This is a genomic window from Neobacillus endophyticus, assembly GCF_013248975.1.
Taxonomy (GTDB): Bacteria; Bacillota; Bacilli; order Bacillales; family Cytobacillaceae; genus Neobacillus; species Neobacillus endophyticus.
Genome location: NZ_JABRWH010000001.1, coordinates 1,502,709 through 1,522,328, shown reverse-complemented (window position 1 = coordinate 1,522,328; position 19,620 = coordinate 1,502,709). Strand labels below are relative to the sequence as shown.

The following is a 19,620-nucleotide window of genomic DNA, read 5'->3' as shown; positions in this document are numbered from 1 at the left end:
ACTCAACAGTTAAATGCGTCAACATACCAAGTTAATTTCTCTGAACCATTAGCTTCTGCTGGTAACTGGACATTTAAATATTCTGATGGAACTTCAGCAGTAGTTGCAGTAGACAATACTAACATTAATAAAGGGTATATTGTTTTAACAATTGACCCAAGTGTTGCTGCTGGTAAAACAATTGCAGCTACAGCAATTGGTGCAAGTGACTTTGCTGGTAACCTAGTTAACCCTAACCCAACTACATTCAATATTGTAAAAGGTTCACCTGATGGTATTGCACCAACAGCTCAATTTACTCCAACTGGATTAACTACTTTTGATGTTAAGTTCAGTGCACAAGTACAAAGTTTTGATGGTAGCCAATTAAGATTTGACGGTGGTTCAACAGGTCTTGCAGTAAACACAACTGGCAACCCGACTTCTGGTCAAATCTATGCTAAACAAGATGCTAATGATAAAACTTTATACCATGTAACTTTAGGAAGTGCTCTTCCAGCAGGACTTCACACAATTGAGTTAATTGGAAATGGTGTATATAATTTATCAGGTACAGGCAATGTTGATTATTCAAAAGTAGTTAACTTTAATGCTGATACAACAAATCCAACTTTAGTTACTACAAAAGTAATCAAAGATGCAAATGGATTTGAAAATCTTGATTTAACATTTAATAAACCAGTTAATGCAGGTACTTTAACATCTGTTTCTGCTTCTCAAGTTTACAATTATGTTACAACAAGTGGTACATTAGACTTGTCTGGTTTAACTGCTGTTGCTAATACTAATAACACTGAGTTCCGTGTTAAATTAGCAAGTGTAACATTCACTCCTGCTGGTGGTTCTGCAGCTGCTTTGGTTGCTAACGCAGGATATTCTTTCACTTTAGGAAGCACATCATTTACTGGTGTCAGCAATAATCTTGGTTTAACTTCTCAAAGCGGAAGTATTACTCGTGGTACTGACGTTCTTACAACTACTCAGTCAGTAAATACTGTTTTAGCTGTCTCTAACACACCAAGCCAAGTTAAAGTGGTGTTCAACCAACCTGTTGATGGTGCTACAGCAACTAACATTGCAAACTATAGCATCAATGGATTAACTATTACCAATGCAGTAGTTAAATCTGGAGAACCAAATAATGTTTACTTAACATTAGCTTCTGGCACTAACACATTATCTGGTGCTCGTCAAATCACTATTAATGGTGTTAAAACAGCTAATGGAGCTGGAATGACTCAAGCATATGTTGGTTCTGTTGGCCTAAATGAAAACGTTGCTCCAACATTTACTGCTTCATTAGTTTCTCCAACAAGCATTAAATTAACATTCAGTGCAAATGTTGAAGATACAACTAATGGTATTACTCTAGGTGACTTGAAAGTTACTTATGGTGGAACTGACTTAACTGAAACTGGTGCTTCTCCACAAGTATTAGGTGTTTACGCTGACGCAGGATTGACACAACCAATCACTAGCGCTTCTGCTACATCATACGGAACAGTTTATGTTAAATTGGCTTCAGGTACTGTTACTGACTTAACTAAAGCTCTAACTGTAACTCCTGAAGGTACAACTGTTACTGATACTTTAGGTAACGTTTGGGCTACAAATACTGTTACTGTACAATAGTAATTAAAGCAACAATTTAAAGTTATTTGAAACGCTCTGCAGAGAGTAATCTCTCTGTAGGGTTTCTCTCAGGGGGGAGAAGGGATGAGTGGAGTAATCCACCTTTCCCCCTTCATACACCTCATAATTGGCTTCGGTTAATTGCATTGCTCCCTTCGTGCATGCATGAATTATGGGGTGTAAAATTGGGAAAGGCAAAAACTTCTCCCATCAATGATTGCTAATAAGGCTCTGTAGAGAGAAATCTCTACAGGGCTTTTTATATTATTTTCCCCAAAACTTCACCGTTTTATAATGTTCTTTTAATAATAAATTCGTGCTTGAATTAAATTTTATAGGGGTATTTATTAAGAAAATGTTAACTTTTTGTGTTTTAAGCACTTATACTTGACAAACCTTATAAATGCTAGTATCTACATGTTGTTTCATTGCTAATAGATTCGTAGGCAGCTACTTTTTTAGGGGGCATTAAGTTGGTATAAAATTTACCATATGCTATAAAGTTCTAATTACAATCCACAATCCTTCATTTCTTTTTATGGAGAATTTCCTCTTTTTTTACATCTTGCTTATTTATAATATACCAAATTTTCTGATAATAATAAAGCGATTCTGGCAGTGTAAATGTTACCATATTAGGAACTGAATTAAATTGATTAATAAATTCATATTATTTTTGTGATAAATATAGATTATTAATTAATGTCCTAATTCCTTTTGAGGAATTAGGGTAATTTCAATTTTAATATTAAAATTGAAAAGGGAGAAATTAAAAAACTATCAATGCCTGTAAAAAGATATTCTATAAATAAATATTAATTACTTATAATTACCAACAAAGAGTTGACTTTTCTCAATAAAAAGGAAGCGGTCAACCGCTCCCAATTAAAGATATCTATCTCCTGTAATCCTAACTGACATACATATCATAGATAAGTTAAGTTTAAAACTGGAATAATCGAAATCATTCCCTTTACTGCAAAGCCGAACCATGTTTTCAACCTTTGCCCAATCCCTTTTCATTCCTTCGCTTAACTCATTTTCTTTAGCACGGACTTTCTTCAAGGTTTCAAGGTGCCTTTCAATAAGAGTATCGTAATCCAGTGTGGTTTCGGTGCTTTTTATCCTTTTTGGAAGAGAAGTATCTGCGCTCCATAATTGAAAAAGTTCCCTCTGCTCCTCTTCCCTTTTTCTCTCCGTCTCCCAATTTTTTTGCCTTCTATATTCGAAAATTTGCTCCAACTGTATGTCTAATATCGGTAGTTCAAGGGAAAGGAGTAGTTCTATCTCTTCATCATGGAATCCATCGGGTATAGCGACCTGCATGTCTTCACAATTGACCAACTTATCAAGAAGTTCATCTTTTATGTGTCCTGGTAAATCCTCTAAAAATCCCCTTGCTTCGGGTTTTAAGCTATTAATGGCTTTCTCATACATAACATTAATGTCGTATGAATGTTTTAAATTCTCAATCAACGCAATTTGTTTATTGGTTAGCGGTAAATGGAGCTGTGCTTGCTGTAAAATAGATTCAGGAATCGAATCTATATAAAGATAAGGCTTAATATCGAAATACTCGCTGAATACAACCTTGTGTAGAATTTCATCACGTTCCAAGTCAATATGGTGGAATTCCTTTAGAATATCCCGTACCACTTGATTTGGTAACATCGTATGGTTTTCAAAACACTTGACTCCTAACCCTACAGTCTCTCCATTTTTCTTGTTATGAACTATATATTGATAACGCAGTGGGGTTCCACAGATACAGCGGTAATTTTTGTTCCCATAACCACTGTCAAGTACTTCTACCAATACCCAATCATCAATCAATTTTTCCAACTCTTCTGTTGACATATCCTCATGAAATGTAATACCTTTGTTCCGAGCCAACACTTCAAGCCATTTACTCTTCTTGCTTTGCTTGCCGTGTTCCAACAAGAAAGTTCGCTGTTCTTCGGATAGCAGGGACATATACTTATGTACCTCTTGTTTTGTGAGTAATTCCATTTTGTGTATCTCCATTTCAGCCCATTGGAGCAAATTATTTCCTGTCTATCACAATTAAGGTCTTTTAATTCACATCCAACTCGTAATCTTTATATTCTTCTAATAATTGTAAAATTTAATTGAGGTTATTTTCAAGTGTTTTAACTAATATTTCTTTGAATTACTATTCTATTTCTTTAATAATAAGTTTTTAGCCTTTCCACGTACCAATTCCTTTTATCAAAGTTTTTAAATTTACTAAAATCTGAATCAAATAGATTTATAAATATATATTATTATAATGAGAAGAATACCTGAAAGCCCTAATTCCCATTTGTGGAATTAGGGCTACTTCTATTTGAGGAGGAATCAATATAGGAAAATATGAACCTACCAAGCAAAAGCAACTGGAATTTTCTGAGGAACCCTGCTAAACGTGTAAACATTGCTAGTCTAAAATCTGAAAGGGTGATAAGCAAAGATGTATCTTAATTGGTTTGTAGTGTCAATGAAAGTGAGATTTCATATCGAAGTAAATAAAGGTGAAGTAAGCTATGAATCTTATGATTTCTTTCATGAGGAACTGGATGACTTGCTCATACCATCGGAGCATTTAGAAAAGCTTCCTGACCCGCTCTTACTTGAGACACTTTCCTATTATGATAATGATGGTTATGAGTGGCTTGCAGGTGTAGTAGTGGATGAAACAACATTGGCAATTCTGTACGAAGTATGGATTAAAAATGGCGAACAAATTGCTTATGAGCTACACATTGAATAAAAAAAGTATTGGATAGTTATTGGAGCTGAGTGAATCGTTTTGCGTAATTTCACGACATTACTTTTTGGATTTTTACGACAAAACTAAATAGGCTTTAATCAATAGTGGAAAAATGCATGAACGTGAAGGGATGATAAAGGTTTTTGAATGGAGAAACACACGACATTATTATATAACTGTCGTGAGCTGGAAGGATGGAACCAAAAAATGAATCGTAATCAAAAGTAAAAGGCTATTGGTGTATAAGTGCATACATCAATAGCCTTTTTATATTCAGAGGTGAATCTAGTTTGGAAACTGAAGATTTTGCTAATTGGCTTTTTGCAGAAGGGAAAGCAGCTAAAACAATCGAGTCCTATGTGAATGATGTAAAAGGATTCCAATGTTATTTGCAGGAGAAGCTAAAGGATATTCAGGTATTATCCCGTTTCTCATTCGTACGATACAAGGAGCATCTGTCAAAGGAGCATTATGCAGTTGCAACGATTAACAAGAAGATTAATAGTCTTAAGGTTTATAATGATTTTCTAAGAACCAAAGGAGTGGTAAATGAGTCTTTTATCCATTTGAAGCGAGATAGAATCAAAATAGCTGCTGGAAGTGAGGGAACTGTCGATGCACTATCAGAAGAACAGGTGGAGAAACTGCTTTTCTATGTGGAAAATCGCAACAAAGTGAGCACCAGGAACAAGCTGATTGTGTATTTGCTTCTCTATACAGGGGTGAGGGTGAGCGAACTGGTCAACATCCAAATCCACGACATTGATTTTCTGACTAACCACCTTGCTGTCATCGGAAAAGGCGGAAAAAGGCGGGAAATCGGGCTTCGGCAGGATGTCCTACAATTAGTACGGCAGTACATGAAGGAAAAGCGTTCCGAGTCTGTTTTCCACCATAGCGGCTATCTTTTAGTGAGCCAGCGAGCAGAAAAGATGCATAGGGATGCGGTGAGAGATTGGTTGGCAAAGATTTCGAGGGAGTTGGGGTTCCGGTTCCATCCCCATCTCTTTCGACACACATTTTGCACTAGGCTGCTAAAGAAAGGTGTTGACCTAACGACCGTAAGCAAGTTGGCAGGGCATGCCACGGTCAATATGACTGCAAGGTTCTATATTCAGACGACAAGAGAAGAAAAGATGGATGCAGTGAACAAACTGTAATCCATCTTTTAATTATCATTTTATAGTTTCTTAAAACCTATATGTAAAATTAGAGCTACCATGCTCCAAATTTCCAAAATAACACCAACTATTGATAGAGGCAATTTTATGAATGCTGGTGTATGCGTACTAAAAGCAATTGTTAGGGTAATACAACCTATTGCGAACATAGCTATCAATAAAGGGAAATTCTTGACCAAAACAACTACCCTCCTTTCTATTTTATTAAGAGGAGGAATGCTTAATGATACCAACTTTAGTAGCTGAGCTTATTAAAGTAATATTGGAGGAATTAATGAAAAAGCGGGTGTAGTCATTTTCTAATATGTAGAAGATTTAAGGGGTAATTTGAAGTTGGATTATCCCTTTGATTTTTTTTCCATTGGGAAAGAATTATAAATGTGTCTAAATTGTGACAATCTGCAACGATTAGTATCTAAGCCTAAACGGCTGAATGGATGTATCAATGTAAAAAGTAATGATAAAGTTTTTTTAAAAAAACTATTGACATGGTGTTTTTTAAAAAATTTCCGACGGGGAGACTTAGTCTATAATTACAAACGATTCTTCCGCCGTTTATGCAAGGGGCTGGGAACCATTGGTACATAAGGGTTTTGATGGCGGATGTAAAAAGTTGGGATTTGCTATTATAGGGTTGTAAGGTTATTTTCAACAACCAACAATTCACATAATAGAGAGGAAGAAATCATTCATGAACTACAAAAGAACCTTAGTCCCTCAAATGCCAACAGAAGGGTGGCATTTTGCTGAAATCACAAATATTAAAGAAGGAAAGTCTGCAAACACCAAATTCAGTGTTTCGGATACTGCCTTAACTACATTTGTTACAGATAACCATAGTCTTGTGACACAATCCTTCCTTATGGCACAAGGTGTCAATTTTACACTTGAGAAATTGATTGATATCACGTTTGGCGAAGGTGACGAGCAAGTAGAATTAGAAAATCTAATTGGTAAGCGTTGTGGCATCAAAGTTGAACACAGATTCTGGAATAATCGAGTTTTTGCAAATGTCGTAGATGTCTGCTCTTTAGATGAGCTCGTAGAAGATGAGAGTGATAGTTCCGTCCCGCCAACTCACATGATTACAGACTTAGAAGATATTGAACTGGACTAAGTGGGTGGATTTTCTCCCCCCCATTTCATCTTTGCACAGTTTTCGAAGGGGGTCTGCTGGACAGCAGACTCTTGCTAATTGATGTACTAATTACATGGCTAAACCACTTGATAAAACAGATGAAACACATATATATCAACAAATAAAGGAAGCCCAAATCATATGCGAATTGGACTTCTTTTTATATTGCTATTTACTGTTTTGTACTCATCAACCGAACCCGTTAAGTGTTGACACCTATTTTTTCTTTTTGAGCTAACAAGCAGTTTAGCTGCTAAGGAAAAGTTCAAAAAATGACATACTGAGAGGTTAGGGATTGATATAATTGACTTATACAAAGAATTACCACTATTTTAGGGGAGTTAATATGTTGGGATTATTATTTAATTTAGCGTTTAATATAATTGGTAGTATCGTGTTTGGGTGGTTTATAGTTCTTTCAATAATAAAGATACAAGAAGGCTCATCTGGAACTAAATTTGAAAAGCATCAAAAAAAGCATTTATACAAACGAGGTATATTAGTAAGCATAGCAATGGGACTAGTTTTTTATTTTATTGGTTGGTAGTAGAAATATTCTTTGTTGAACTAACGGGGGCTTTACTGCTTTAATCTTGTGTTTTAGAAATTAATAGCTCGTTAAGGTTTGATATTACTATGGATAAACATAATGGGATATGATAGCCGTCTGAGTGGAGTTCCACAAAAAAAGCGGGCAGTGGAAAAGCACTCCCCGCTTTTTTTTACCTCAAACAAACGTTCCTGTTTTTTTGCTATTCCGTCGAAAACTAGTAGTATATAAGAGTAGGAAACACCTTTGAGAAAACGCATATATGTTTGCTATTTATAATGTTATTTTGTTGTTGTTGACGAATAGATAATAAAGGAAGCTAATAGAATTAAAAAGGAAAATATTGACCATATATTCAAAATATAGAGCCGCGTTTCTTTATCATTCTTATACTGAATTACTCCTTGCCAAATTTCCGTAGGGATAAAGATTCCAATTAACAAAGCAATTAATTGATTCAGTATTCCGTTAACAACTAAAATACACATGAAAATGAACCAGACAATTATAAATAGAATAATAAACTTATCTCTTGACCAATACCATCTTTTTGGGTCACTATAATCTCCAATGTGAAACATCTTTTTTAGTAAAGCATTTCCACCGAAGTATAAAACGTAATAACCTATTAATAGCCAAAAAGCAATCATACCAAAGACTCCTCAATAATTACCTCTATTTTCGCCAAACCAATGGAGTATTAATTATACTCCTTTATTAAATTTCAGTCATTTTTCCTCCATTTACAAGTAGGTAGCGGACAAAAAAGAACCATTTATTACAAAATATCCCCGTACAATGATAAAATTAACATCTTTTTGGAAAAATGTGTTATTGTCTTATTAGATTCAAAAATATCTTAAACTAAAAGGAGACATCACTATGATTAGCACATTTGCAATATTACCGTTTATTCTCATTTTAATTATTTATGTTGGTATTCTTGCTTTAACAATTTGGTTTGCAGTTAGCCTTATAAAAGCACAAAAAGAACGAAATATTATTCTTAAGGAAATTTCAAATAAACTTGATAATTCAAAGATTAATAATAAGGAAGAGTGAATTGCTCTTTCTTTTTGTTTGTTCGCTGCGTTGTATACTGTTACGTAATAGGTATCAAGTATCTTTTTCACTATTCTTTTATTTATTTTTATATCGGGTTTTTAGGGGAAAGCGGGATTTTGATGCACCAACTATCTTTTTTGGTTTCATCTGTTGCGGTCTGCAACGGTTTTGTCGGGACTTTTATTTTTCTCCTCTGCCATATTTCACTCATCTTTTCCTAATCTCCTCCAAGCATCACTCTTTTTTTTCTCGGTTTTTACTAAGCTAGGGAAAGGGAAATTCGCTGGAATCGTTGGTATTATTGGGATTGTATCGGAGGATAAAACGGAAAATTCTGGGGTTATGTTCGTGCGATTAACGGAAATATAAAATAAAAGCTTATTCCTGACTATAAGACAGGGAATAAGCTTTAAAAAGGTCGTCCGTTTGTCTTTTTTTGTGGGGTGTAAACATTCAGATACATGTTTTAAGAATGTATTTTAACTAGAAAATTTTTAATTATTTTCTTTTTAACCCACAAAAAAACTAATCGAGACTTTTCCGATTAGTTTTTCTCTTATTGATTTGCTCTCTTTACACATTTTGCTGTTACAGTATACTTAGTTTGATGTTTTACGGCCGCTTGAAATTCAAGCAGATTATGAAGGAATGTATGAAGGATATTCTTTCTGGTACTGTAGTAACTTTAGCTCATTTTTACATTAGCAAAGCAAAAAAAGACTTATATAAAGAAACTTACGTTGTTCCATCACTGCAGGGTCCTTCAAAATATCGACAAATTCCTGTATCCGGGCAAAATCCGGGATTTTGACTGCATAATGCTTTGGCAAATTTGGAATTCATCCCCGCCAGATTTTTAAAATAACAACTAATGGTATGATTCCTAGCCATATTATTTAGTTGGAAATCGAGTGGGATCTTCCTTTTTACATGTTGATAGTATAAACCGTTTTCTGTAAACGGGGGCGGGTAATCAGCATTGACAAAGTTTAAAGGAATGGGGTCGTGGATATTGAAAATACGAAAACTGCTTTCTACTGTTTCGTTAAACTTATCAGCAAAGTCAGGATTTCCCACGCGAAAACTAGCCAATGTATACAGGATTGGATGTCTAAATTTCGTATTTACAGCAACATCTAAAGCAAATAACGTTGCTAATGTATTTGCCCACATAATATTGAGCCACATCGCTCATGAAAACGTGAGCCACTCCATTTCCAGTAAGAACACCGTCTTGATATGGAGTGAGAGGCATGATAGGCTTGTTGCCACTCGAAACATCCTGATGTGTCGCCCTTCGAGCTAAATTATGCCTCTGGAGGCTCCATGTCAAGACATTCCAGATTTTCCAGTTACAAAGTTCCGAGTGGCTCACGTTGATGTAATCGGAGTGGCTCAAAATTCAATTATCAAATACAGCTAAAGCTCCACCTAAACTATGTCCTGTAATAAATAGCTTTTTTCGGGAAGAGAGATTCTGTACTTCATTAATTAATGCATCTCTTGTGGTTTGATAAATGCAGGTAGCACCGCGGTGAGTTTTCCTGCTTCTATGGACGAAAGGAAAACGGATTTGAAATACATCTGTATCCGAATCGAAATCCTGCGGCGAATCGGTTCCTCGGAAAGCGACCACGATTGTGTCGTCAGATTCAGCAATAAACCCAAACACTTCTTCCGCTTTTTCGTTTACCCCCGCAACAGCCCGAATGATAAATACAAGCTCAAAGCCTTGCGGTAATACCACAGTTCCTTTTTCAAAAAGTTCGTAAGTTTGAAAACACATACCAGTAAGTGCTATTGCGTCTTTACTATTAAATTGTTTTGAATTCAATTCATTCACACCCAAAATAATATTTTGATATGGTGCATCATATGCAATGAATTGGACAAGCGAAAGGTATAAATATCATCTAAGGGTTTAAAAGGGCATGCTTTCCTGAGACGTGTGACTGTCGATCAAATAAAGATAATGGTGGCATATGAATACTAAAATGAGGCGTTATCCAAGTAAAGAACTCAATAGGGAAAAAGGGCATCCATAAAGTGGCGTTAGCGGAATTCTCCAAAAAATATGGAGCGTTCTACAAATATAGCGGACAATGGGTAAACACTCCCAGCTTTTCCCGAGATCCCACTGGAAGGCTATTCCTTCGTATTGAATCGAATAGTGATAAAGGAATGTATCGAGCCAACACTTGTGACCGTATGTCTAAATTCATTAACTGGTACAGGGTAAAATTTTTATTTTTTGGGGTTGACTTAAACCATGGTTTAAGACGTATCATAGTCCTGTCGACAGTGCAGCATAAAATTTGGAGGTCTCCAGATGAAATATTGTACAATTAGCGAAGTTTCAGCTAGATTAAATATTCCAGAATCAACGTTACGCTATTATGAAAAAAAAGGATTACTGCCATTAATGGAGCGTGATGAAGCTGGCAGGCGGTTATATTCAGAAGACCAGATTTCGCTTCTTGAGACTGTTATTTGTTTAAAAAATACGCACATGCCTATAAGTGGTATTAAGCAATATATTGATTGGGTAGTTGAAGGAGACAGCACCATTGAACACCGGCTTGAAATGATGAGGAATCACAAGCAGGCAGTGTTAGATGAAATTGTGCTGATGACAGAATCCTTAAAGGGGATTGACCTAAAAATTAATCGTTATACAAAACGCACTTAGGTAAGAAAAGAGTTAGTATAATGAAAAATTTTTATTAACCTAAAAAAATAATTGGAAAAGAGGGAATACAATGAAACTTTCAGGAAATACAATCCTTATAACAGGTGGCAGTGCTGGAATAGGATTAGCTTTTGCAGAACGCTTTATAAAGGCTGGAAATAAAGTTATTGTTTGTGGACGACGTGAAAGTGCACTACAAAATGCGAAAGAAAAATTCCCTAGCCTTATTACTCATGTAAGTAATTTGGATAATGAATCAGAGCGTGCAGCATTGTTTGAGTGGGTAACATCGAATCATCCAGAAGTGAATGTGTTGGTGAACAATGCAGGGATTCAACAACGCTTTAATGTGTTAAAAGCAGATGCGAAGAACAATTGGAATTATTTTAATAAGGAGATCATCACCAATATTGAAGCACCTTTCCATCTTTCTATGCTGTTCGCTCCCTATTTTGCTGAAAAAGAAGGGGCGGCGATCATTAATGTGACATCAGGATTAGCTTTTACACCATTTGCTATTGCTCCGATTTATTCAGCAACAAAGGCGGCACTTCATTCATTTACAATGAGTCTAAGACACCAACTTTCTGATACATCAGTAGAAGTAATTGAAGTTGCTCCACCAGCAGTGAATACAGATTTAGGCGGAGCGGGGCTGCATACTCATGGCGAACCATTAGATGCCTTCGCAGATGGGATTTTCAAAGGATTAGAAGAGGGTGAACAAGAAATTGGATATGGCACTTCTGTGGAACGCTTGCGTATGCCACGAGATAAAGTGGATGAATATGTTGAGAATATGTACAACGCAATGAAAAATACAATTGAATAACAATCCATGAAAGAAGTGTTACGGTTTTTAAATGACAGTTGTTTTGACTTCATAAAAAATCTGAGTTGCGTTCTTCAAACCTAGCGGGCAGTGGGAGAAGCTCCCCGCTTTTTTCAATTCTCAGTCAGGGGTTCCTGCTTTTCCTTCTATCCAGCCGATTCACTAGTATATGTACGAATAAGGTTAAGAAATGAGTTGTATAGAGATAGCGAGTTACTCTTTTTCATTTTAAAATCGGGCTATGTTCCTGAAAAGAATAAAGTTAAAGTGACGGTTAGGCACTGTTATGACGCTACCAAAATGAATGAAGCTCCCAATTTTGATTTGATCAATTAATTTCCGTTTTTTTACAAGCTTTTGATTCATCTAAAAGTATTCTCTAAAAGATTTAAGAAAAAGCAAAATTTCTTTTTTAATAGTCAGTTTGACAGCTGGGATATGATTATCTAATTTCATTTATTTTTCTTTACACAAAAATGGAAAGCAGTTAAACTGCCTTCCAATATCCACTTTCCAATATATCCTATTTTTGCAATGGTCCCCACGCCTTGGTAATTAATGAAAAGGAATACAAACTGCAGGTATAATAGGTGTTATCCGTATAGATTTTTCCTATAAATACTTTCTACTAATTTTAGTTGTTCAATAACGTCTGATGAAAGATACTTACTTGCTTCTGCATTAAGAGTCTCAAGAATTTCCTTTTCCTCTTCTTCTGGTAAATTACCATCCCAAAGATCTGAAGGAAAATACTGTTCATTAGACTGACGAGCACATTGATAGATTAAATAATAAATAGTCCATATAAGGATACTTGTTGGAATAGTGTATTTATCAGAACATTCATGTGAACTCACAAAATTAAAACAACCATATTCTTGTTCATCATCATTACATAGATTGTATATGATTTCCCAATCAACCTTGTTTCCAATTAACCAATCAAACCCTAATTTAATAATATTATCAAATTTATCAAACGCGGCATCATATTTCCCGTCTTTAAATTCATCTCTAAAATAATCTAAAGTACGTTCCGTATATGCCAAACACAGTGCTACTCGATCGTTTATGCCTACTTCCGTTATATTCAGCATCTATTTCTAAAACCTCCAAATAGGTTTTTTTATATGGCTGGTTTTATCCTACCAAAATTACAACAATTTATATCAACGTTATAACAAGTAGACCGATTCCGATTATCTGTCTACTGAGAGTCCCTTGTTCATCTATGAGATTTAACAAGCGTTATCGGCCTTATGAAAATTAACATTTGAAGGTTTATAGCAGAAATTTCTATATTCCAACTTGAAAGCTAAAATCACATATACAAAAGAATAGAATTTCATGAAGATCGTCATGCGGTCCACTGTGTATTATGTGGGTATTTTGGATTAGATAAAGAAAGAATTTAAATCTTATTTTTTCATCATAATAGCTAAACCAGCATTATCTAGAATGAGAAGAGGCTGTTGAAAATTTGACATAAAAAGTGCTGCCTTCTTCACCTGTTTGAATTTCAATTTTTGCATTGTGACGGGCTGCTATTGCGTAACTTACACCTAATCCCAAGCCAGTCCCTTTTTCTTTGGTAGTGAAGAAGGGAGTGCCAAGCTTTTCTAATACTTCAGGTTTAATCCCTTTCCCTTGATCCTTAAATGCAAGTACAACATAACCCTCTTCCTTGTAAGTACTTATGGTTAGTGTTTTTCCTTCTTCCATCGCTTCTAACCCATTCCGGTATAGATTTATTATTAATTGGCGGATCTCATTTCGATTTAATAATAATTCTGGCAGCGTCTGCGTATTGATTTTTACATTTTTGTTTTGGTTAGTTGCATCTATTTCAATTAGTGGAGCTATATCTAATATGATGTTATTTAAATTCCACTTCTGTAAATCCGTCATTTTGGTATTACTCATAGAAAGGAATTCTGTAACAATGGCATTTGCACGGTCCAGTTCTTCAATCATAAGGTTTAAATAATGTCCGAATTTCTCAAAGTCATTTTCTTCTTTTACAAGCTGAAGAAATCCTCGTACGGTTGTCATCGGATTTCTGATCTCATGGCTTATACCTGCCGCCATCTGGCCAATTAACTGTAGCCCGGATAACCTTTTTAATTCTTTCTCAAATTTCTTTTTCTCAGTTATGTCTTTAATAAGGGCACAGATTCCATCATCATATGGATAAGCCACTATTTCATACCAAGAACCGGCATAAGGTGATTCAAAATATACAGGGATCCGTTCTGTCATCACCCTATGTAGTTCTTTGTAGATTACAGTATCAACAGTCTGTGGGAAAACACTCCATACTTTTTTCCCTAATAACTTATTTGGAGCGAATGTGCGATGGATAACGTTTTTGTTTATATTTGTAATTCTCCATTTACTATTTAAAGCAATGAACCCTTCAGAAATGCTTTCAATTACATTGTTTTTCTTCTCAATGGCTTCTTCGAGCTGCTGTGTCCGCTCCTCTATCATTTCTTCAAGTTGGCCCATATAAAGCAAGCTAGTTAACGTTGATGCTGTAGCATCAACAATGGATTGTGCCAGTCGGGTTTGTGATTTGGTATAAATCCGACTTTTCCCTTCAAGATCAACAATGGTTATGATCCCTAAAACTTTCCCCATAGATACCAATGGAATCAAAAATAGGCCCTTTAACGAATATTTCTGGCAAAGTTCATGATTAAGTCTTTGATCTGCATAAACATCCGAAATGAGGATGGATTTCTTGGTTTCAATCACATTTTGAATTATGGCATCATAACAATTGTTTATGATTAATTTTTGGAATGTTTCACGCCATTTCTTTTTAGCATAATAACCTGAGTTTACTTTGACCCTGTTATCTACTTCGATATCAAGTATTTGGAAATCTATGCAATCATTATCTAAGATTTTCCCTAAATAGAAAAAACTTTTATCAAGACTATCTTCTATAGATGAGCACATAGAGAGATCACTCGTCAGATCAAGTAACAGCTGCTTTTCAGAAATTAAGCTTTCCTTTTGTTTTAAATAATTGGCATTCCGAATAGCTACGGCCGCCATGTTCACATACGCTTCAACACTTTCAATTTCTGATTGTTTTAAGTTCAAAACCACTCCATAATTAAATAAAAAAACCAGTCCATATAACTCTTCTTCAAGTGAGATCGGCAAGGCTAATATTGATTTTATTTGAAAGGCTTGGATTGGTTTGGGATCAGGACGATTATCCTTTGATGTATCAGGTATATAGATCGTTCTTTTTGTTCTAACAAGTTCATTGGCTAATTGATCAACTTTAGGATCGACCACGAGCATGTCGAGTGTCATTCCATTCATGGTATCCGGCTTTCCCACATATCCTCTAAAAGTCCCGTCTCCCTGTGGTAAATAAATACCGACAGCAGAACATTGGACAATTTCTTCAGATATGGCGGTTGTTACATGTTTTAACACTTCACGTAACTCCAGCTTGGAATTAATTAATCTTGTTATATGTGCAAGTCGTGAATACCGCGTTTGATCATCTAGCATTCCTATTTACTCCGTCCTCTTGTTAGTAGAAATTTGTTTTTATTATACTTTAAATTTATTGCAAATTGTCGAATTTCGGTGAAAAACCTAAAGGGAAATGGTGGCAAATTGTTACTTTGGGACTAATTGTAAGTATCGGCATATAAGGTAATTGTGATTAGTTTTTGAAATGTGTAAAAGCATCCAGTAATAGTTTTATAGGACTAAAGTTTTGATTTTGATAAAAAACAATAAAATAGATTCACTTAATCAATACTTCAGCCTTGAATGTAGGACATCCAGCTATTATAAGCGTGAAGGGAGGATATCGGTTTTTGGAATGAGTAAATGCATAACATTAATATAAACTGTCTGAAGCTGGAAGGATGGGACCAAAAAATTAATCAGTAGCAAACGTAAAAGGCTATTGTGTATAACGGCATACATCAATAGCCTTTTTTGCATTTAGAAGTATATCAAACTTGGAATTAGAGGGATTTACAATCTTGAACTGTAAGTGGTTTTATTGCGTCCATGACTGTTTCTAATTATTTACCATGTTCCATAGTTGAGCTACTACTGGCAGACTTAGTATTTTCGAGTACATATCGTGGTAGACATTTGATAAGTAAAAAAATAACGGAAGGCAAGGACAGGAATTTATAGTGTGTCCTTTTCGTCCATTCAATTTAATTCTTTTGATCGTAATTAATTGTTTATTGAACTATTAAAATCCTGAACCAGTAGATACTCCAACTAAAAATAAAATAAAAACAACAAGATAGCCGGCTGGAATTAATATAAGAATGGTTGCTGATGCCATTTTCCAAAAACCGCTCGTACTATACCAAGAAGATAGCACAGAGCTTAGATAACCGATAAAGGTGATTAAAATCCAAAAGTTCCCCGTTTTTTTGCCTACAAGGGATTGTAAGATCAAATATGTAACAATTAAGATTACGATGGAAACAATTCCTAAATATCTCCTCAATTTATGACCTCCTGCATTTTTATGATTATTTTACCATAAAAACCCAGATTTAATTTTTATCGCTGAGGTCAGTCTAATAAGGGGAAATGTGCTTTTTTATAAAAAAATAAAACTCTCCTTAGAGAGCTTTATTTTTGGGAAAAAGGGCCAGATAGTGATCTGCCATTCCCCCTTTATACACCCCATAATTGGCTTCGGTAAAATGCGTTACTCCCTTCGAGTATGCATGAATTATGGGGTGTAGAAGTTGGGAAAGCAGTCCAATTTTCCCTTTAAAGGTATTTTGAAATTGGAAAGTAGAAAGAAATCTTTTCGAAGGGTTTGTATATCCTTTTACTAATATATTCGCAATTGAAAACTCCATAATGGGGGTTTTATTATAATAAAGTAATAAATTATTAAAAATTTCCTTTATTAAAGGCCTGCTGAATGATTTAATGACCACCTTGCTCTGTTTTTTTGTATAGGATGCTGATAGTAAGTAAGTATGTGAATCCTGCCGATAATTTAAAAATTAATTTGTCCCTTTAGTCTGTTTTTACCAATTGTTAAATTGGTATTGATTTACAGGAGGATATTTAATAGAATATTTAATGTTCATCTACCGTCAATATAAAGGGGTAAGATGACAGGGAAATTTATGATAGAAAGAAGATGTATAGTAATGAGAATTACCAAGCTGACAATGGTTAGCGCCATCCTTCCATTTGTTCTCCTGGCAGGTTGTTCAAGCAATCAGTCTGATAAACAGCAATCTAAATCTGCTATGCAAGAAGAAAAGGCATCTAAAACAAGTAAGGCAAGTCCCTACATGGGGAAAGAGAATCAAAAGAAATTAGAGGCGACAGCAGCGGCTGAAGGGAAAAGTGCGGATGCTCAAATAGAGGCAGCGAGAAGCGCCTATCTTAATGGTAATTACGACAAAGCAGCATCTTACTATCAAAAGGCCATTAAAATTGACCCGAAAAGTTACCTTGCTTATAACAATTTAGGCAATATCTATTTTAGAAGTTATAACAAGCCGAAAGATGCGATTCCATACTATCAAAAGGCTACTGAATTAAATCCTGCTTATTCTTTTGGCTGGTTGAACTTGGCGCTTGCGCAGAAGGCAGTAGGCGATACAAAGGCTGCCCAAACCACTGTTAATACTGCACTTAAAAAAGTGGCGAAAACAGATTCAAATTATAAGCAGATTCAAAATGTGTTAAATTCGAAGTAAAATGATTTTAATGTGAAATTGCTATATACCAATTAATAAAAACAGCGTTCAGTGATCGTATTTCTCTGAACGCTGTTTTTATGCTTACAATAATAGATTAAAGAGGTGGATTTTCCACGCCCAAATGAATCCAATCTTCTTTTGGAGGTCCATAAACCCCAAAAGGTTTTAACCCCGCTTGACGCATAAGAACGGTAACCTGGCCGCGATGATGAATGATGTGTTTAATGAGACCCATCAGAATGGTAGCATTGGATTCCTGTCTTCCAAAAGCTGTTTGTATTTGTTTTAAAGAATCGTCTGTCCACTGTGATTCAATGGCCGTAGCTGCTTGAGCACTTATATTTTTAAAAGTTTCAGCAACGATTTTGGCTGATGCGGGAATATCTTCTGCATTTTCAACCCGATCGATCTTGAGGCCAAAATGGGCTAAATACTCTGGAATATTGGTTGTAAAATGCCAAGCAATTCTGCCTAAAGAACGACCCTCGGGATAAACTTGGTGATTTAAAGAATCGTCAGTCAAACCATCTAATACTTTCTGCGTTAACATAGCCTCTCTGTGCCATTCTTTCATAAAGTCAGCAATGGTTATATACATAATAGCTCCTCCATGATTAGTTTATTTTCATCATAACAAATTGGGTGTTAAAAAGTTATTCAGTATTGTTTTTAGAAGCATGAATTGAATGATTACTGAGGGAATTTCTATGTTTTTAAATTTATTCTTCAATTAATGAGCCTAGAATGGAAAATTAGTCAGAGGAATTACATTCTCAGAAATGCTAATAGAAATGTATATAGATAGCACTATAGGTAAAATAATATCAGCATTTCCAAAATATTAAGGGGAGGAAGACATTGCATGAATTATTAAATAGTGAAAGTGACTATGAAGAATTAAATGTGGACTAGAATTATACAAAGAAAAGATGAAGATTTATGCTAATCTAGCTGATGAGTGAAAAAGCTTGATAAAACAATAAACCACAAGAGGTCCCCAGTTCTAATGCTGCCCTTGTGGTTTGAAAATTTTTTAGAAAAAATAACTTTGTATTATGTTTGGGCAACCTTTTTGAAAGATCTGTCTGGTGCACCCTGAATGTTACCCAAGTTTTACACTCGTTCATGGAAGCCTGCCATTTCTTCTGCTTTAAATTCTTCTTGTAATCTTATTTTTCTACAATGGATAGGTCTAAATCTATTTCATGCTCTTCATATCCAAATTTCACGGACATAACAGGAGTTTGTGTGAAACTTAGATGAATGTTTTGCCCTGTCATAAGAGATGGGGGCGTAATATCTACTGATAGTTGCTGTTCGGCAAAAAGAGTACAAACTGTACCCATAATCATATTGCAAAGTTCCGATATGGCGCTTTTGGATAGTTCATCTAATTCAAGGACAGGCATGCCCCCCATCATGTTGGAAGCTATTTTTTTCGTTAACTCTTCATCAAGGTTCATGGCAATCGTCCCTCTTAAATCCCCTGTTAATCCAAGCATGACGACAACGTTTTTGGATGCAGTAGGCGACGTTTTTACGGATATACCATTAGATGCAAGTGACATTTGGGCAACATCTTGGAAAATATTTTTTACACCTACTAAAAAGGGATTTATGTGTTCGCTTTTCATAGATTAGAATGCTCCTTTTGATGTATAAATTTTATGTGTCATTAGAACTACTATTTAAAATTAATCATATAAAAATTACTAGGCAAAAGAAAGGAATATTTTATTCCAGTTAATTCATTTTATGAAAGAAAATGAGAACAAGAGATTTCTCATATGTCTCCCGATTTATGTTTCTGCCTCAAATACTCCTGTTGCAAAAATTAAGTAATTAAATATTTGGAATAAAACGCCAAATTCCTACTTAAACGTTTCTAATTAAATTTTCTTCTTCATTATATCCTATCTAACTAAGGCCCCACTCCTTTTTAGAACTGGGGCTGATTATCTCTTCCATTTCCTTCTCCCCTTTTTCTGGATGACTTAGGAAATTTACCCCATCAGACTGATATCGTCCTTATTT

General features: G+C 35.1%; 20 protein-coding genes. 9 read left to right on the top strand and 11 right to left on the bottom strand.

The features are described from left to right. Positions 1-2: 2 nt before the first annotated feature. Positions 3-251 (bottom strand): hypothetical protein, encoded by a 249-nt coding sequence (locus HPT25_RS07340; protein WP_173062075.1) that lies wholly within the window; start codon positions 249-251, stop codon positions 3-5. 505 nt (positions 252-756) lie between these two features. Between HPT25_RS07340 and HPT25_RS07335 the strand changes: the two genes are divergently transcribed. Next, positions 757-1,632 (top strand): hypothetical protein, encoded by an 876-nt coding sequence (locus HPT25_RS07335; RefSeq protein ID WP_173062072.1) that lies wholly within the window; start codon positions 757-759, stop codon positions 1,630-1,632. Between the two features lie 885 nt (positions 1,633-2,517). Here HPT25_RS07335 and HPT25_RS07330 read toward each other — a convergent pair. Beyond that, positions 2,518-3,642: a hypothetical protein gene (locus HPT25_RS07330; RefSeq protein WP_173062069.1), complete on the bottom strand. Its 1,125-nt coding sequence runs from the start codon at positions 3,640-3,642 to the stop codon at positions 2,518-2,520. 487 nt (positions 3,643-4,129) lie between these two features. Between HPT25_RS07330 and HPT25_RS07325 the strand changes: the two genes are divergently transcribed. From HPT25_RS07325 to HPT25_RS07310, 4 genes are all read left to right on the top strand, one after another. Next, a complete protein-coding gene (locus HPT25_RS07325; protein WP_246277160.1) occupies positions 4,130-4,402 on the top strand; it encodes a hypothetical protein in 273 nt (90 codons plus the stop codon). Between the two features lie 290 nt (positions 4,403-4,692). After that, positions 4,693-5,562 carry a tyrosine-type recombinase/integrase gene (locus HPT25_RS07320; protein ID WP_173062064.1) on the top strand — a complete coding sequence of 290 codons (870 nt, stop codon included), beginning with the start codon at positions 4,693-4,695 and terminating at the stop codon, positions 5,560-5,562. Between the two features lie 712 nt (positions 5,563-6,274). Continuing rightward, entirely contained in the window at positions 6,275-6,700 is a 426-nt protein-coding gene (locus HPT25_RS07315) for a hypothetical protein (protein WP_173062061.1), read from the top strand. Positions 6,701-7,067: 367 nt separating this feature from the next. Next, positions 7,068-7,268, top strand: coding sequence for a hypothetical protein (locus HPT25_RS07310; RefSeq protein ID WP_173062058.1), 201 nt, complete (start codon positions 7,068-7,070; stop codon positions 7,266-7,268). Positions 7,269-7,552: 284 nt separating this feature from the next. Here the strand turns inward: HPT25_RS07310 and HPT25_RS07305 are convergent, their stop codons facing one another. Next, a complete protein-coding gene (locus HPT25_RS07305; RefSeq protein WP_173062055.1) occupies positions 7,553-7,921 on the bottom strand; it encodes a DUF4181 domain-containing protein in 369 nt (122 codons plus the stop codon). A gap of 232 nt (positions 7,922-8,153) precedes the next feature. Here HPT25_RS07305 and HPT25_RS07300 point away from each other — a divergent pair, with 232 nt between their 5' ends. After that, on the top strand, positions 8,154-8,333 hold the full coding sequence (locus HPT25_RS07300) for a hypothetical protein (protein ID WP_173062053.1): 180 nt from the start codon (positions 8,154-8,156) through the stop codon (positions 8,331-8,333). Positions 8,334-8,421: 88 nt separating this feature from the next. On the opposite strand, the gene HPT25_RS29005 is transcribed toward HPT25_RS07300, so the two are convergent. The 3 genes from HPT25_RS29005 to HPT25_RS07290 all read right to left on the bottom strand — a co-directional run bounded on the left by HPT25_RS29005 (position 8,422) and on the right by HPT25_RS07290 (position 10,170). Continuing rightward, on the bottom strand, positions 8,422-8,547 hold the full coding sequence (locus HPT25_RS29005; protein ID WP_281368172.1) for a hypothetical protein: 126 nt from the start codon (positions 8,545-8,547) through the stop codon (positions 8,422-8,424). A gap of 524 nt (positions 8,548-9,071) precedes the next feature. Beyond that, positions 9,072-9,509 carry a lipase family protein gene (locus HPT25_RS07295; RefSeq protein WP_246277159.1) on the bottom strand — a complete coding sequence of 146 codons (438 nt, stop codon included), beginning with the start codon at positions 9,507-9,509 and terminating at the stop codon, positions 9,072-9,074. Positions 9,510-9,738: 229 nt separating this feature from the next. Further along, positions 9,739-10,170 (bottom strand): lipase family protein, encoded by a 432-nt coding sequence (locus HPT25_RS07290; protein WP_173062046.1) that lies wholly within the window; start codon positions 10,168-10,170, stop codon positions 9,739-9,741. 495 nt (positions 10,171-10,665) lie between these two features. On the opposite strand from HPT25_RS07290, the gene HPT25_RS07285 reads away from it, so the two are divergent. Together HPT25_RS07285 and HPT25_RS07280 are read left to right on the top strand one after the other, a co-directional pair. Continuing rightward, positions 10,666-11,025, top strand: a complete 360-nt coding sequence (locus HPT25_RS07285) for a MerR family transcriptional regulator (protein ID WP_173062043.1) — start codon at positions 10,666-10,668, stop codon at positions 11,023-11,025. 70 nt (positions 11,026-11,095) lie between these two features. After that, positions 11,096-11,857: an SDR family oxidoreductase gene (locus tag HPT25_RS07280; protein WP_173062040.1), complete on the top strand. Its 762-nt coding sequence runs from the start codon at positions 11,096-11,098 to the stop codon at positions 11,855-11,857. A gap of 593 nt (positions 11,858-12,450) precedes the next feature. On the opposite strand, the gene HPT25_RS07275 is transcribed toward HPT25_RS07280, so the two are convergent. From HPT25_RS07275 to HPT25_RS07265, 3 genes are all read right to left on the bottom strand, one after another. Further along, on the bottom strand, positions 12,451-12,954 hold the full coding sequence (locus HPT25_RS07275; RefSeq protein ID WP_217269652.1) for an Imm6 family immunity protein: 504 nt from the start codon (positions 12,952-12,954) through the stop codon (positions 12,451-12,453). Positions 12,955-13,306: 352 nt separating this feature from the next. Further along, positions 13,307-15,391: a GAF domain-containing protein gene (locus HPT25_RS07270; RefSeq protein ID WP_173062037.1), complete on the bottom strand. Its 2,085-nt coding sequence runs from the start codon at positions 15,389-15,391 to the stop codon at positions 13,307-13,309. 706 nt (positions 15,392-16,097) lie between these two features. Then, positions 16,098-16,361, bottom strand: a complete 264-nt coding sequence (locus tag HPT25_RS07265; protein ID WP_173062034.1) for a hypothetical protein — start codon at positions 16,359-16,361, stop codon at positions 16,098-16,100. 664 nt (positions 16,362-17,025) lie between these two features. On the opposite strand from HPT25_RS07265, the gene HPT25_RS07260 reads away from it, so the two are divergent. Continuing rightward, a complete protein-coding gene (locus tag HPT25_RS07260) occupies positions 17,026-17,583 on the top strand; it encodes a tetratricopeptide repeat protein (protein ID WP_173062032.1) in 558 nt (185 codons plus the stop codon). A gap of 97 nt (positions 17,584-17,680) precedes the next feature. On the opposite strand, the gene HPT25_RS07255 is transcribed toward HPT25_RS07260, so the two are convergent. Beyond that, positions 17,681-18,184 (bottom strand): DinB family protein, encoded by a 504-nt coding sequence (locus tag HPT25_RS07255; protein ID WP_173062030.1) that lies wholly within the window; start codon positions 18,182-18,184, stop codon positions 17,681-17,683. A 571-nt stretch (positions 18,185-18,755) separates the two neighbouring features. Beyond that, positions 18,756-19,220 carry a chemotaxis protein CheX gene (locus HPT25_RS07250; RefSeq protein WP_173062028.1) on the bottom strand — a complete coding sequence of 155 codons (465 nt, stop codon included), beginning with the start codon at positions 19,218-19,220 and terminating at the stop codon, positions 18,756-18,758. Positions 19,221-19,620: the final 400 nt, after the last annotated feature.

Excerpts from the sequence above, each read along its gene's own strand:
- HPT25_RS07325 (WP_246277160.1), top strand. The coding sequence starts at position 4,130 with ATGAAAGTGAGATTTCATATCGAAGTAAATAAAGGTGAAGTAAGCTAT.
- HPT25_RS07255 (WP_173062030.1), bottom strand. The coding sequence starts at position 18,184 with ATGTATATAACCATTGCTGACTTTATGAAAGAATGGCACAGAGAGGCT.
- HPT25_RS07315 (WP_173062061.1), top strand. The coding sequence starts at position 6,275 with ATGAACTACAAAAGAACCTTAGTCCCTCAAATGCCAACAGAAGGGTGG.
- HPT25_RS07285 (WP_173062043.1), top strand. The coding sequence starts at position 10,666 with ATGAAATATTGTACAATTAGCGAAGTTTCAGCTAGATTAAATATTCCA.
- HPT25_RS07275 (WP_217269652.1), bottom strand. The coding sequence starts at position 12,954 with ATGCTGAATATAACGGAAGTAGGCATAAACGATCGAGTAGCACTGTGT.
- HPT25_RS07250 (WP_173062028.1), bottom strand. The coding sequence starts at position 19,220 with ATGAAAAGCGAACACATAAATCCCTTTTTAGTAGGTGTAAAAAATATT.
- HPT25_RS07300 (WP_173062053.1), top strand. The coding sequence starts at position 8,154 with ATGATTAGCACATTTGCAATATTACCGTTTATTCTCATTTTAATTATT.
- HPT25_RS07295 (WP_246277159.1), bottom strand. The coding sequence starts at position 9,509 with ATGTGGGCAAATACATTAGCAACGTTATTTGCTTTAGATGTTGCTGTA.
- HPT25_RS07330 (WP_173062069.1), bottom strand. The coding sequence starts at position 3,642 with ATGGAATTACTCACAAAACAAGAGGTACATAAGTATATGTCCCTGCTA.
- HPT25_RS07260 (WP_173062032.1), top strand. The coding sequence starts at position 17,026 with ATGAGAATTACCAAGCTGACAATGGTTAGCGCCATCCTTCCATTTGTT.
- HPT25_RS07305 (WP_173062055.1), bottom strand. The coding sequence starts at position 7,921 with ATGATTGCTTTTTGGCTATTAATAGGTTATTACGTTTTATACTTCGGT.
- HPT25_RS07280 (WP_173062040.1), top strand. The coding sequence starts at position 11,096 with ATGAAACTTTCAGGAAATACAATCCTTATAACAGGTGGCAGTGCTGGA.
- HPT25_RS29005 (WP_281368172.1), bottom strand. The coding sequence starts at position 8,547 with ATGAGTGAAATATGGCAGAGGAGAAAAATAAAAGTCCCGACAAAACCG.
- HPT25_RS07270 (WP_173062037.1), bottom strand. The coding sequence starts at position 15,391 with ATGCTAGATGATCAAACGCGGTATTCACGACTTGCACATATAACAAGA.
- HPT25_RS07310 (WP_173062058.1), top strand. The coding sequence starts at position 7,068 with ATGTTGGGATTATTATTTAATTTAGCGTTTAATATAATTGGTAGTATC.